Origin of the sequence: Marivita sp. (assembly GCF_051251565.1) — a bacterium.
GTDB lineage: Bacteria > Pseudomonadota > Alphaproteobacteria > Rhodobacterales > Rhodobacteraceae > Marivita.
Genome location: NZ_JBPOFB010000002.1, coordinates 223,462 through 237,883, shown reverse-complemented (window position 1 = coordinate 237,883; position 14,422 = coordinate 223,462). Strand labels below are relative to the sequence as shown.

The window sequence follows — 14,422 nt, the reverse complement described above, 5'->3', positions numbered from 1 at the left end:
GCGCCTTGCCCGCATGGTGACCCCACGCCATGCGGGCCTTTTCCATCTACGGCGCACACGTTCTGAAATGTGATGCCACGCGAGCGGAACCCGTTTGAGGCTGAGTCGTTGGGATGCTAGGGTTACGCAACGAAAATACGAGGTTTAGGGCGCATGAACCGGCTGCACCGCACCATCTTGTGCACTTTCTTCCTGACAGTCCCCCTTGCCGGGACCGCGCAAGACCTTGATCTTAATATAACCGGCGGCAGCGCAGAGTTGCGCAGCGAATTGAAAGACGCCATGTCTCTGGTTGCGTTGCTCGATGCCGAAGACGCCACGCCGCAAGCGTTGATCGCCGCAGCGCAGGCAGACTATGGGCGGATTGTTGCCGCGTTGTATGGCGGCGGACGGTTCGCGCCATCAGTGTCGATCCAGATAGACGAGCGCGAAGCCGCAGACATTTCACCGTTCGAGGCCCCTGCCCGCATCACAACAATTCTGGTCGAGGTTGATCCCGGCCCACGGTTTCAGTTTGGGCGCGCCGAGATTGCGCCACTGGCAGATGGAACTGTGATCCCCGAGACGTTCCAAAGCGGGGCACGCGCCGGGACCGGCCCAATCCGGGATGCGGTCGATGTGGGTGTTGCCGCGTGGCGCAATGTGGGGCACGCCAAGGCACGGCTGGAGGAACAGCAGATCACGGCAGATCATCCCAACCGCGCTTTGGATGTGCGGCTTGGTCTTGCGCCGGGTCCACGCTTGCGTTTCGGCGACGTCGTTGTGACGGGCAATGACCGTGTACGGCGCACCCGCATTCGGGAAATCGCCGGTTTGCCGCAAGGGGACGTGTTCGACCCGCAAGAGATCAGTGAGGCCGAAAGGCGTTTGCGCCAGACAGGCGTGTTCAGTTCCGTAGCGGTGGCCGAGGCCGAGACGCCGAATGCCGATGGCAGTCTGGACCTTGCTTTGCAGGTGGCAGAGCAGAAACCCCGGCGTTTCGGCTTTGGGGCCGAGCTGTCGACGCAAGAGGGCGGCAAGATCAGCGCGTTCTGGCTGCATCGCAACCTGTTCCAAGGGGCTGAACGGCTGCGGGTCGATGGGGAAGTGTCGGGCATTGGGACTGACACCTCCGAGATGGATTATGCGCTGACGCTGACCTATGGGCGGCCCGCGACCTTCACACCGGACACGGAATTCTATCTCACCGCCGAGATCGAGCAGTTGAACGAACCAGGATTCAGCAGCAATCAGATCGGTATTTCCTCTGGGCTGTTGCATCGGTTTTCCGACCAGTTAAGCGCGAGTTTCGGACTTGGGTATCGGTATATCGACACACAAGACGCCTTTGGCGACCGGCAGTTTCAGCTCCTGACGGCGGATCTGGAAGCGACCTATGACACGCGCAACAACAGTTTGAACCCGACGGGAGGGTATTACCTTTCCGCAACCGGTACGCCCTTTCTGGGGCTGGATGACACCGAAAGCGGGCTGCGGTTCACGACGGACGCACGCGGTTATGTCGGGTTTGGTGCCGAAGATCGGTTTGTGCTGGCAGGACGGGCGCAGATCGGCTCTGTCTGGGGGCCAAGCCTTGAGGATACGGTGCCCGATTACCTGTTCTACTCCGGTGGCGGCGGGACCGTGCGCGGGCAAGCCTATCAATCCCTTGGCGTCACCGCAGAGAATGGCGAGTTTACCGGCGGGCAAAGCTTTGCCGCCCTATCTGCCGAACTGCGCGCAAGCGTGCGCGACACTATCGGGCTGGTCGGGTTCTACGACACAGGGTTCATCACCGATGAGAGCGGCTTTGCCGGCGAAAGCGATTGGCATGCGGGGGCGGGGTTCGGGCTGCGGTACAACACCGGGATCGGCCCCATTCGGGTGGATATTGCAACACCCGTGACCGGCGACGAGGCCGGGCAGGCGTTTGAACTTTATATCGGAATTGGACAGGCCTTTTGACATGCGTTTGATTGCGATCCTCCTAGTCTGCCTGTGGTGGCCGATTGCCAGCTTTGCGCAGGACAGTGACGAAGACCCCGGCTATCTGGCGGGATTGTTGCAGGACGCGTTGTCCGGCGCGGGGCGCGATGTGCGAATCCGGGGATTTCAGGGCGCGCTGTCGAGTGCGGCGTCGATAGAGCTGCTGTCGATTTCCGATGCGCAGGGCGAATGGTTTCGGGCGGAAAACGTCGCACTGAACTGGAACCGCGCGGCGCTGTTGCGCGGCGTGGTGGATGTCAGCACGTTCGAGGCGGACCGCGTGATCGTGTCACGCGCCCCCGATGCCGGGTCGGCCGTGCCCAGCGCCGAAGCGACGCCGTTCACGATCCCGGATTTGCCTGTGTCGGTTCAGATTGGTGAGATCACGGTTGCCTCTGTTCTATTGGGCGCACCACTTTTGGGGGAAGACGCCGAGTTCTCGATAACCGGCGCGGCGACGCTTGAAAGTGGCGGTGCAGATATACAGTTTGGGCTGGCGCGGATTGACGGGCAACAGGCAGTGATCCTGTTGGCGGCACGGTATGACCCGGCGTCGCGCGATCTGGTTGTTGATCTGAGCGCCGAAGAAGAAGCTGGCGGATTGGCCGCGACGGTGCTGGGCATCCCCGGCGCGCCGTCTTTGACACTTTCGGTACAGGGCGAGGGCCAAATCGACGCGTTTACCGCCGATATCGCACTGGCGACGGATGACACACCCCGCATCACCGGCGTGGTTGAGGTCCTGGCACCCGAAGAGACCGGAGGCTGGGACGTGCAGGTTGATATCAACGGCGATCCAACGCCGCTGTTGACCCAAGAAACCCGCGCATTTTTCGGCACCGAGATCGGTTTGCAGGCGCGGGTGACGCGCGACGCATCGGGTCGGACGGAATTGCCACAATTCGATCTGACGGCGAACACCCTGTCGCTGACAGGAAGCGCGGTGATTTCGAACACCGGCTGGCTAGAGGCACTGAATGCGCAAGGCCGGATCGCCAATCCCGAGGGAGGGCCCGTCGTTCTGCCGTTCGGGGGCGGGGACACGCAGGTTGGTTCGGTGACATTTGACGCCGAGTTGAATGGCGATCTGACGTTTGATGCGCGGATTTCGGAATTTGCGAACCCGGCGGCGACTTTGGAATTGCTGCGCCTGCGCGGGCGCGGGACTATTGACCAGCAAAGCTTTTCCCAAGACGGGCAGCTTGGACTGGATCTTGACTGGTCCGCAGAGAATTTGGCGCTGACCGATCCAGCACTGGCCCAGGCAGTGGGGACAAATCTGTCGGGTGCGGCGCGGGTCGATCATCAAGGCGGACAGCCCATCCGCGTGACCGGGCTTGACGCCAGCGGCGCAGATTACGGGCTGCGCGGCAGCGCCGTCTGGACTGGTACAGACACGATGCCACTGGCGCTTGACCTTCGGGTCGTGGCGGAAAACCTCCAGCGTTTTTCAGCGGTGGCCGGGCGCGAACTGGCGGGGCGGGTCGAAGTGCAGGTGAACGGTGACGTTGCACCGATTTCCGGCATGGCGGATCTGGTCGTTGATGGCACCACGCTTGACCTGACCTTGGGGCAGGATGTGGCGGACCGGGTGCTGGCCGGGATTGGATCGGCGCGCATCGACCTGCGGCGGGACGAGACCGGAACGACGCTGCGCAATGCGCGCGTGGTCACCTCTGCCGCGCGGATCGAAGCCGCTGGCAAGATCGCGAGTGCTGACACGGCACTGCGGTTTGATGGTGTGCTAAGCAATCTGGATCAGGTGTTTCCCGGCGATGCCGATGGCGCGGCCTCACTGGACGGTGTGGTGATGTTTTCGGGGACGACGCTGCGCAGCCTTGAGATGACCGCCGATCTGTCGAACCAGACGGACGCAGTACGCCTGCCGATTGCGGGGGGCATCCTGCTTGGCAGCGGGGCGGTGGATGTGACGGCCACGGGCGGGCCAAGCGGCACATGGCGTGCAGATATCACCACGACCGATATTCGCGCGGCACAGGGATCGGCAAATACTCTGACGCTTTCAGGCACAGGCGTGTTGGCGCAAGCGGACAGCGGCGCGCTCGTGTCCCTTGGCGGGGAACTGACGGTTTCGGGCACATCGCTGCGCCTGTCGGATTCCCGCTTGTCGCAAGCGGTCGGGTCCGCGCCCACGGTCACCAGCGATTTCGACTGGGAACAGACACCCGAGCGGTTGACCCTAAAGGCGGTCCGCCTTGACACCGGGTCGATTGACGCGACCGGATCGGCGATTGTGACCGACCTGCTGCGCGCACCGGATGCGCAATTTGCGCTCTCGCTGGTGGCCGATACGCTGGCCCCGCTGTCGGGTTTGGCGGGTCAGCAGTTGCGCGGGCAAGCGGTGATCGACGTCAATGGCACCTACCGAAACGGCGGTATGTTTGACGTGACAGCCAGCGGTCAGGGATCGGGATTGAGCGTGAGCAATCCACTTATCGACGCACTGCTGGCTGGGGTGACCCGGTTCAGTGCCAGCGCCACGGGCCAGAACGGTGCCTTGGGTCGGCTCAGTGCCGATGTGCAGAACCCTGCGCTTTCTGCAAAGGTGAGCGGACCGCTGAGCGATCTTGGCATCAGCGCACGGCTGGCCAATGTCGGGCTGATCGCGCCAGATTTTCAGGGCCCTTTGCTGGTGGATGGCACGGTCCAACAACGGGCGACCGGGTACGGGATTGATGTCGATCTGACCGGCCCAGGGGGCACCACTCTGGCCGTTGACGGCACTTTGGCGAATGGCGGCACGGCGGCGCTTTCGATCAATGGCGCGGCGCCGCTTGGGCTTGCCAATGCGTTCATCGCGCCGCGCCGGTTGAATGGTCAGGCCAATCTGGACTTGCAGATGTCCGGCCCTTTGGCTCTGGCCAGCCTGTCGGGGACAATCGCACCGCAAGGGGCCGAGTTCAGCGCGCCAACGCTGGGGATCATCCTTGCGCCGATCAGCGGGCAAATCCAATTGGCCAATGGGGCTGCACAGGTGGGGTTATCCGCGCAGGGCAACAATGGCGGGTCTGTCGATGTGAACGGTCGCCTTGGTCTGAACGGGTTTGACGCGGCACTAACCGCAACGTTAACCCGGTTTGGTATCCGCGATGTCGATCTGTATGACACAAGCCTAGAGGGTGTCGTCGCCTTGACCGGACCGATTGGGCGCGACTTGTTGATCAGCGGGGAACTGCAGCTGAGCGAGACTGAAATTCAGGTGCCATCCTCAGGCGTGTCCGCGCTTGGTGCGATCCCCCCGATTGATCATTTGGGCGCAACGCGCCCCGTGATGCGCACATTGGACCGGGCCGGAATCACCAGTACGAAAGACACCGCTGTCGAAACGGTGCGCAGGCCAGCAACCACGCGCCTTGATCTGACGCTGACCGCGCCCGGACAGATCTTTGTCCGGGGACGTGGGCTTGATGCCGAATTGGCGGGGCAATTGCGGGTGACAGGGCCAACATCGGCGATCGTCCCGCAAGGTGGGTTCGAGCTGGTGCGCGGTCGGTTGGACATCCTGAGTCAGCGCTTCACGCTGAACGAGGGGCGCATCCAGCTTAGCGGCAGCTTCAACCCCGTGCTGCGCTTTGTGGCCAAGACAGAGGCCAATGGTATCATCGTACGGGTGATCCTTGATGGGCCGGCGTCATCCCCCGAGATTTCGTTCTCGTCGAGCCCCGAACTTCCCGAAGATGAAGTGCTGGCGCAATTGCTGTTCGGGCGTGACCTGTCGAACCTGTCAGCCTTGCAGGCGCTGGAATTGGCCAATGCAGTGGCCGAACTGGCCGGGCGCGGCGGCATCGGCATTCTGTCACGGCTGCGCGATGGGTTCGGGCTTGATGATCTTGACGTGACCCAGACCGATGATGGCGGCACGGCAGTGCGGGCGGGAAAGTATATTTCCGACAATGTTTATTCGGATGTGGTTGTCGAAAGCGGCGGACGGACTGAAATCAACCTCAACCTCGATGTGACGTCAGACATCACCGCACGCGGCAGCGTCGACAATACCGGCAATTCATCCTTGGGCATCTTTTTCGAACGCGATTACTAAAGACCCCTGCCACCGCAATCCGTGCGAAGCACGAATCCGCTTGCAGAGTCGGGAAGCGCTTCTTATAGGACTTCCAACAGCGGCGTGTTGGCTTAGGTTCTCACCCACCGAATTCTTCAACGGGCCGCGCGCCCGTTTTTTTGTGCCTGGAGACCAAAGCAACCATGTCTGACCTGATCGCAAGAGCCGCGATGGACCGACGTCTGGCGGAAATCGTTACCCCTCTGCTTGAGGATATGGGGTTCGAGCTGGTGCGCATCCGTCTGATGACCGGCAAGATCGCCACGCTGCAAATCATGGCCGAACGTCCCGAAGGCGGAATCGAAGTTGATGAATGCGCCGCAATCAGCACAGCGGTCAGCGCGACATTGGATGTCGAGGACCCGATCCTTGACACCTACACTCTCGAAGTGTCGTCACCGGGGATTGACCGTCCTTTGACCCGTCTCAAGGATTTTGAGACGTTTGAAGGCTATGAGGCCAAAATCGAAACATCCGAGCTGATCGACGGGCGCAAGCGCTTTAAGGGCGTGTTGGCCGGGATCGAGGGAGACGAAGTGCTGGTCAATCTGGACGAAGGCACGGTCGGGTTGAAATTCGACTGGCTGACTGACGCCAAGCTGGTTCTGACTGACGAGCTGATTAAGGAAATGCTGAAGGCGCGCAAAGCCCAAGGCTTCGACGAGAACAATTTTGACGACGTGATTGAGGCCGAAGGGCCCGAAGAGGAGTAAACCGAATGGCAATCACCTCCGCCAACCAGTTGGAACTGTTGCAGACCGCCGAAGCGGTGGCGCGCGAAAAGATGATCGACCCCGGGTTGGTCGTCGAAGCGATGGAAGAGAGCCTCGCGCGGGCTGCAAAGTCGCGCTACGGGTCCGAGATGGACATTCGCGTGGCGATTGACCGCAAGACCGGCCGCGCGACCTTTACCCGCGTGCGCACCGTGGTCGAAGACGACGACCATGAGAACTATCAGGCCGAATTCACAGCCGAGAGCGCGAAACCCTATTTCGTCGCTCCCAAGTCGACCCAGAACGCGGTCTGGCTGCGCGACGGTCAGCCGATCACCGAATTTGGTGGCGCGGCTCAGATCGGTGACACCTTTGTCGAAGAAGTGCCCCCGGTTGAAATGGGCCGCATTGCCGCGCAATCCGCCAAGCAGGTGATCCTGCAAAAGGTGCGCGAAGCCGAACGGGATCGTCAATACGAAGAATTCCGGGATCGTGCGGGCACCATCATCAACGGTGTGGTCAAGCGCGAAGAATACGGCAACGTCATCGTCGATGTGGGTCGGGGCGAAGGCATCCTGCGTCGCAACGAAAAGATCGGCCGCGAGAGCTATCGCAATGGCGACCGTATCCGCTGTTTCATCAAGGATGTGCGCCGCGAGACGCGTGGACCGCAGATTTTCCTGTCGCGGACAGCGCCGGAATTCATGGCGGAACTGTTCAAGATGGAAGTGCCGGAAATCTATGACGGCATCATCGAAATCAAGGCCGTTGCCCGTGATCCGGGCTCGCGCGCCAAGATTGCCGTGATTTCCTATGACAGCTCAATTGACCCTGTGGGTGCCTGTGTGGGTATGCGCGGTTCGCGTGTGCAGGCCGTTGTGAACGAGCTTCAAGGCGAAAAGATCGACATCATCCCGTGGAATGAGGACATCCCAACGTTCCTCGTGAACGCGTTGCAACCTGCTGAAGTGAGCAAAGTTGTTCTGGACGAAGATGCAGAGCGCATCGAAGTTGTTGTTCCCGACGAGCAACTGTCGCTGGCGATTGGTCGTCGTGGTCAGAACGTCCGCCTGGCATCACAGCTGACGGGCCTCGATATCGACATCATGACCGAAGAAGAAGAATCGGCGCGTCGTCAGAAAGAATTCGAAGAGCGTACGCAGCTGTTCATGGACACGCTGGACCTTGACGAATTCTTCGCACAATTGCTGGTGTCCGAAGGCTTTACCACATTGGAAGAAGTCGCCTATGTCGAACTAGATGAGCTTTTGGTCATTGACGGTGTCGACGAAGGCACTGCCGAAGAACTTCAGACCCGTGCCCGCGAAAACCTCGAAGCTCAGGCGAAAGCCGCGCTCGAAAACGCCCGTGCATTGGGTGCCGAGGAAAGCCTGATCGACTTTGACGGCCTCACGCCGCAGATGATCGAAGTTCTGGCAAAGGACGGCGTTAAGACGCTTGAGGACTTCGCCACCTGTGCGGATTGGGAACTGGCCGGTGGCTGGACCACGATCGACGGCGCGCGTCACAAGGACGAAGGCCTGCTTGAGCCCTTTGATATGTCGCTGGAAGAAGCACAGACATTGGTGATGACCGCGCGTGTTCTGCTGGGCTGGGTCGATCCGACCGAGCTTGAAGCCGAAGCAGAGGCGGACGAAACCGACCCGTCTGACATGGACGACGAAACGCAGGCCTAACCTGCACCTAACCAAGAGGCACAGACACACGTGACACGTGGCGGAAAAGACAAGGACCGGGAAAGCGGACCCGATCGCAAGTGCATTGCGACAGGAGAGGTGCGCCCGAAATCCGAACTGCTCCGCTTTGTCGTGGGCCCCGAAGACCAACTGGCACCCGATCTTGCAGAAAAACTGCCGGGTCGGGGCATCTGGGTGACATGCACGCGCGCCGCCCTGGAAGCTGCCATCAAGAAGAATATGTTCGTGCGGGCTGCAAAAACACAGCTGCGCATCTCTGAAACGCTTGTCAGCGATATTGAACAGCAGCTTGCGCGCCGTGTAGTCGATCTGATAAGCCTCAGCCGAAAATCCGGCGTTGCCGTTTCGGGCTATGAAAAGGTCAAAGACGCGCTTTCCAAGGAAATCGCCGAAGTGCTTTTGCAGGCGGAAGACGGATCAAGCCGCGGAAAATCGAAACTCAGCACGCCGCATTTCGGCCATTACATTGGTTGGCTTACGGCAGATGAGCTTGGAATGGCCTTCGGGCGACAAACTGTGATACATGCCGCGCTTGGCGCTGGTGGACTCACGCAACGTGTTGTAGAGGAAGCCCAAAGATTGAAGGGCTTTCGCATCGGAACGTCTGATGCAAAGACAGCGGCAGGGGCTGCTGGGAAGGAAAAAAGAGCTAAATGAGCGATAACGACGGCAAAAAGACTTTGGGTTTGCGCGGCGGCGGTCCCCGGTCAGGGAACGTAAAGCAGAGCTTCAGCCACGGGCGTACCAAGAACGTCGTGGTGGAGACCAAGCGCAAACGCGTTGTGGTGCCGAAACCCGGTCCATCCCAAACTGGTTCTGGCGCAACCGCCAGCGCAGTGGTTGCGGCCGCCGGGAGCAAACGCCCGGCTGGTATATCCGATGCAGAAATGGAACGCCGCCTAAGGGCGCTTCAGGCTGCCAAAGCGCGGGAAGGCGAAGAAGCTGCCCAGCGTGAGGCCGAGGAAAAGGCCCGTACAGAAGAACGCGACCGCATGCGTGCCGAGAAAGAGGCCAAGGAGCGCGAACAGCGCGAGGCCGAGGATCGCGCACGTCAGAAGGCCGAAGACGAAGAGCGCAAGGCACAGAAAGCCGCCGATGCCGCAAAGCAAGCGGCTGCTGGTCCGGTCGAGACGCCTGTTGCGCGTCAACCTGCGGGTGGCCCAAAGCCATCGCAAGCCGCACCGCGCAAGGTTGACCGTGAACGCGAAGATCGTGGTCGTCGGAAAACCGACGATTCTGAACGTCGTTCAGGCAAGCTGACGCTGAACCAGGCACTTGGTGGCGAAGGCGGTCGTCAGAAATCCATGGCCGCAATGAAGCGCAAGCAAGAGCGGGCGCGTCAGAAAGCCATGGGCGGCAATCAGCCGCGCGAAAAGGTTGTCCGCGAGGTCAGGCTTCCCGAAGCGATCACGGTGGCCGAACTTGCCAACCGTATGGCAGAGCGCGTGGGAGACGTTGTGAAATCGCTAATGAACAGCGGGATCATGGCAACGCAGAACCAGTCGATTGATGCGGACACTGCCGAACTCATCATCGAAGAGTTCGGCCACAAGGTCACACGCGTGTCCGACGCGGATGTGGAAGACGTTATCAACGAAATCGTCGACAATCCCGCTGACCTGAAACCGCGTCCTCCGGTCATCACGATCATGGGCCATGTTGACCACGGCAAGACATCCCTGTTGGATGCGATCCGCGATGCGAATGTGACCTCTGGCGAAGCTGGCGGCATCACGCAGCATATTGGTGCCTATCAGGTGACCACGAAGGACGGCGCAGTTCTGTCGTTCCTCGACACACCCGGCCACGCAGCGTTTACGTCGATGCGCTCTCGTGGGGCACAGGTGACGGACATCGTGGTGCTGGTGGTTGCGGCGGATGACGCTGTGATGCCGCAGACAATCGAAGCGATCAACCATGCGAAAGCGGCGAAGGTGCCGATGATCGTGGCGATCAACAAGATCGACAAACCCAGCGCGAACCCGACCAAGGTGCGCACCGACCTCCTCCAGCACGAAGTCGTGGTGGAACAGATGTCCGGTGATGTTCAGGATGTCGAAGTTTCGGCGAAATCTGGTCAGGGCTTGCCTGAACTGCTTGAGGCGATTGCGCTTCAGGCCGAGATTCTGGAGCTTAAGGCCAACCCGGATCGTGCAGCCCAGGGTGCGGTGATCGAAGCACAGCTGGACGTGGGTCGTGGCCCTGTGGCGACGGTTCTGATCCAGAACGGCACATTGCGTCAAGGCGATATCTTTGTGGTCGGTGAGCAGTACGGTAAGGTCCGTGCGCTGATCAACGACAAGGGCGAACGCGTCAAAGAAGCCGGACCGTCGGTCCCGGTTGAGGTACTTGGTCTGAACGGAACGCCCGAAGCGGGTGACGTTCTGAATGTCACCGAAACCGAAGCGCAGGCGCGCGAGATCGCGGAATACCGCGCCAACGTCGCCAAAGAAAAGCGCGCGGCGGCAGGTGCGGCAACAACACTCGAACAGCTGATGCAAAAGGCCAAAGAGGACGAAAGCGTTTCAGAGCTTCCGATTCTTGTAAAAGCCGACGTACAGGGGTCTGCCGAAGCCATCGTTCAGGCGATGGAAAAGATCGGCAACGACGAAGTGCGCGTGCGGGTTCTGCATTCGGGCGTGGGTGCGATCACCGAAACCGATATCGGCCTTGCCGAGGCGTCTGGCGCGCCCGTCATTGGTTTTAACGTGCGGGCCAATGCGTCTGCCCGGAACACGGCTAACCAGAAGGGCGTCGAGATTCGCTATTACAGCGTGATCTATGACCTTGTGGATGACGTGAAAGCCGCTGCATCGGGTCTGCTGAGCGCCGAGATCAAGGAAACCTTCATCGGGTATGCCGCGATCAAGGACGTCTTCAAAGTATCCAACGTCGGCAAGGTTGCAGGCTGTCTGGTCACCGAAGGTGTTGCCCGTCGCAGCGCCGGTGTGCGTCTGTTGCGTGACAACGTGGTGATCCACGAAGGTACGCTCAAGACGCTCAAGCGCTTCAAGGATGAAGTGTCCGAAGTGCAGTCTGGTCAGGAATGCGGCATGGCCTTCGAGAATTACGATGATGTTCGTCAGGGCGATGTCATCGAGATCTTCGAGCGTGAGGAAGTTGAACGCGCACTCGCCTGAGCTGCGGTTCACCATCAAACAGAAAAGGGCAGCGTCACCGCTGCCCTTTTTCTTTCAACTAACTGTTAAGTCAGGCCGTCTTCAACACCGGTAAGCCGGTAAAAATACGGTTTCCAACTCGCACACAAATGCGCCCGTCCGGCAAAGTGCGTTCGAGAATACCCTGCACAGACATGCAGCTTCCAATAATGATTGTCTTCAACACATCATATCTCCCCCAAGTTGTGACACAACTTTGTTAAAATGTTGCCAAATTCATTGCCAGAAGAAAAGCGCCTGTTGCACACAGAGATGTGCGCAAAAGCGCATTTTCACAGCCAATCGCGCAAAATTGGGATCAATGGAATATCAGCAGCAGGCATTGGATACTCTTTAAGCTGATTTGCCCGCACCCATTTGAGCGCTTGCCCTTCTTTTGATTCGGGGGTGCCTTTCCATTTTCGGCAGGCAAAGAGCGGCATCAAAAGGTGAAAGCTGTCATAGCTGTGCGATGCAAAGGTCAGCGGCGCAAGGCAGCTTTCCCAAGTGTCAATCCCAAGCTCTTCCTGCAACTCGCGGATGAGGGCCTGTTCAGGGGTCTCGTCGGGTTCAACTTTGCCACCGGGGAATTCCCACAGACCGGCCATGGACTTGCCTTCGGGGCGTTGCGCCAACAGGATGCGCCCATCCGGGTCGATCAGCGCAACAGCCGACACCAGGACGATCTTCACGAACGATAATCCGCGTTGATCGAAATATAGCCATGGGTCAGATCACAGGTCCACACGGTGGATGTGCCTGTGCCCATGCCCAGATCAACGGTTATTGCGATGGTCTGTTCCTTCATGATTGCCGCGCCCTCTTCTTCTCGGTAGCCAGGATCAACCCACCCGTTCGACGCGACTTTGACGTCGCCGAACGCAATACTGAGCGTGTCGCGGTCAGCGGGTGCGCCTGATTTCCCAATGGCCATAACTACACGCCCCCAGTTGGGATCTTCGCCCGCGATAGCGGTTTTCACCAACGGCGAATTGGCGATGGCCATGGCGTGGGTTTTGGCATCCCCATCGCTGAGCGCGCCGGTGACAGTGATTTCAACAAATTTTGTGGCGCCTTCCCCGTCGCGGACAACCTGATGCGCGAGGTCTTGCATCACGTGGTGCAGCCCGTCGCGGAACGCGGCGTCTTTGGCCGTGACAGACACGCCGGATGTGCCAGTGGCCGCAACCAACAGCGTATCAGAGGTGGAGGTGTCGCTGTCCACTGTGATGCAGTTGAAGGTCTTTTCATTGAGGTCCAACACAACCGCTTGCAAATCGCCCTGCGCGATCTTGGCGTCGGTAAAGATATAGACCAGCATTGTTGCCATATCCGGCGCGATCATGCCCGAGCCTTTGGCGATGCCCGCGATTTTGATCGGGCCGCGGGGGAGCTCAACAGTGACGGTCGCCCCCTTGGCAAATGTATCGGTGGTCATGATCGCCTTGGCGGCAGCAGGCAGGCCGCTATCGTCCAGCGTCTCGTGCAATTCCTGGACTTTGGCCTGAATACGGTCATGCGGAAGGCGTTCGCCGATGACGCCGGTCGAACTTGTGAAAACGCGCGAAGCCGGAAGGCCCGTCACGTGGGCAACCTCGTCACAGATGGCCTTGACCGACGCATCCCCAGCCCGCCCTGTAAAAGCGTTAGAGTTGCCAGAATTGACGATGATCGCCGCACCCGTTTCACCAGACAAGTGAATTTTCGATTGGCAATCCAACACGTTGGCAGAGCGCGTCGCCGATTTGGTGAACGCGCCCGCCACGCATGATCCGGGGTCAAGCAGGGCCAGCATCACATCGGTGCGCCCGGCATATTTGACACCCGCCGCAGCGGTGGCGAACCGGGCACCCTTGATGACGGGCAGATCCGGAAAACTGGTCGGAGCCAGTGGGGAAACCGATGTGATCTTGGCCAAGATTTACTCCTCCAAGAGGTCGAGATTGCTGAGAACCGATGTATCCACCTCTTCACCAGAGGTGCGCGAAATCTCGGCGGCCGTGGTCAATTCTTCGATTTTTCCAGTCACCGCGTTTTGGCTCAGAACGCTTTCCAGCTCGGCGCGGATCGCGTCCAGTTCGGGGGCTGCCTTGTTGCGCTTTTCATTCAGGATGATGACGTGCCAGCCAAACTGCGTCTGGACCGGAGCAGAGATCGCACCGACCTCCATCGCCTCAACGGCGCTTTGGAATTCCGGCACCATCATGCCAGCTCCGAACCATCCCAGCTGGCCACCGTTGGGGCCGGATGGGCCGGTTGATTTCTCGCGGGCGACCTCGGCAAAGTCTGCACCGCCGTTGATTTCTTCGACAACGGCTGCGGCCTCTTCTTCAGTGGTGACAAGGATATGCGAGGCGTTGAATTCTTCCGTCGGTTCGCCCTGAAGATAGGTTTCTTCGTAAAGAGCCTGGATTGCGTCATCGGTGACGGCCTCGTCCACCAAGCCCTCAATGGCCTGTGCAGCCAAAAGCGCGCGGCGTTCGTTTTCGAGCGCAAGCTGGACGCGGCGGCTTTCTTCTCCGGTTTCAAGCTGGCTTAGGACGGTTTGTTGAACGATTTGATCCATGATGCCATCCCAAAGCACATCATCCGGAAGCGACTGGTACTGGTCCGGCAGGGACGCGCGCACCATAAGCATGTGGCCCAGCGTGATCTCAGTGCCGTTGACGTTGGCCACCACCGAGTCCGCTGTCAGCGTGTCTTGTGCCAGAGCCGGCAGCGCCAGCAACAGGGCGAACGCGCCAGCAGACACTTTCGTGATGAGATTTGTCATGTTTGATCCTTTCA

9 protein-coding genes are annotated in these 14,422 nt (G+C 59.8%); 6 read left to right on the top strand and 3 right to left on the bottom strand.

What is annotated here, in order from left to right:
* Positions 1–153 precede the first annotated feature (153 nt).
* From ACSHXH_RS03595 to infB, 6 genes are all read left to right on the top strand, one after another.
* Positions 154–1,944, top strand: coding sequence for an autotransporter assembly complex protein TamA (locus tag ACSHXH_RS03595; protein WP_435670396.1), 1,791 nt, complete (start codon positions 154–156; stop codon positions 1,942–1,944).
* Position 1,945: 1 nt separating this feature from the next.
* On the top strand, positions 1,946–6,025 hold the full coding sequence (locus ACSHXH_RS03590; protein ID WP_435670395.1) for a translocation/assembly module TamB domain-containing protein: 4,080 nt from the start codon (positions 1,946–1,948) through the stop codon (positions 6,023–6,025).
* Between the two features lie 164 nt (positions 6,026–6,189).
* Positions 6,190–6,759: a ribosome maturation factor RimP gene (gene rimP / locus ACSHXH_RS03585; RefSeq protein ID WP_435670394.1), complete on the top strand. Its 570-nt coding sequence runs from the start codon at positions 6,190–6,192 to the stop codon at positions 6,757–6,759.
* 5 nt (positions 6,760–6,764) lie between these two features.
* The gene (gene nusA / locus ACSHXH_RS03580; RefSeq protein ID WP_435670393.1) at positions 6,765–8,456 is read left to right on the top strand and encodes a transcription termination factor NusA; all 1,692 of its coding nucleotides are present in this window, start codon (positions 6,765–6,767) and stop codon (positions 8,454–8,456) included.
* Between the two features lie 30 nt (positions 8,457–8,486).
* The gene (locus tag ACSHXH_RS03575) at positions 8,487–9,134 is read left to right on the top strand and encodes an RNA-binding protein (RefSeq protein ID WP_435670392.1); all 648 of its coding nucleotides are present in this window, start codon (positions 8,487–8,489) and stop codon (positions 9,132–9,134) included.
* Positions 9,131–11,617: a translation initiation factor IF-2 gene (infB, locus tag ACSHXH_RS03570; protein ID WP_435670391.1), complete on the top strand. Its 2,487-nt coding sequence runs from the start codon at positions 9,131–9,133 to the stop codon at positions 11,615–11,617. The genes ACSHXH_RS03575 and infB overlap by 4 nt, the downstream gene beginning before the upstream one ends.
* Before the next feature lie 311 nt (positions 11,618–11,928).
* Here the strand turns inward: infB and mutT are convergent, their stop codons facing one another.
* Genes mutT through ACSHXH_RS03555 form a run of 3 tightly spaced genes read right to left on the bottom strand, consistent with a single transcriptional unit; the run spans position 11,929 to position 14,408 of the window.
* Complete coding sequence (mutT, locus tag ACSHXH_RS03565; protein ID WP_435670390.1) at positions 11,929–12,327, bottom strand: 8-oxo-dGTP diphosphatase MutT; 399 nt, start codon at positions 12,325–12,327, stop codon at positions 11,929–11,931.
* Entirely contained in the window at positions 12,324–13,553 is a 1,230-nt protein-coding gene (gene argJ / locus ACSHXH_RS03560) for a bifunctional glutamate N-acetyltransferase/amino-acid acetyltransferase ArgJ (RefSeq protein WP_435670389.1), read from the bottom strand. Before argJ ends, mutT begins: the two co-directional genes overlap by 4 nt.
* Positions 13,554–13,556: 3 nt before the next feature.
* Positions 13,557–14,408 (bottom strand): peptidylprolyl isomerase, encoded by an 852-nt coding sequence (locus tag ACSHXH_RS03555; RefSeq protein ID WP_435670388.1) that lies wholly within the window; start codon positions 14,406–14,408, stop codon positions 13,557–13,559.
* Positions 14,409–14,422 lie beyond the last annotated feature (14 nt).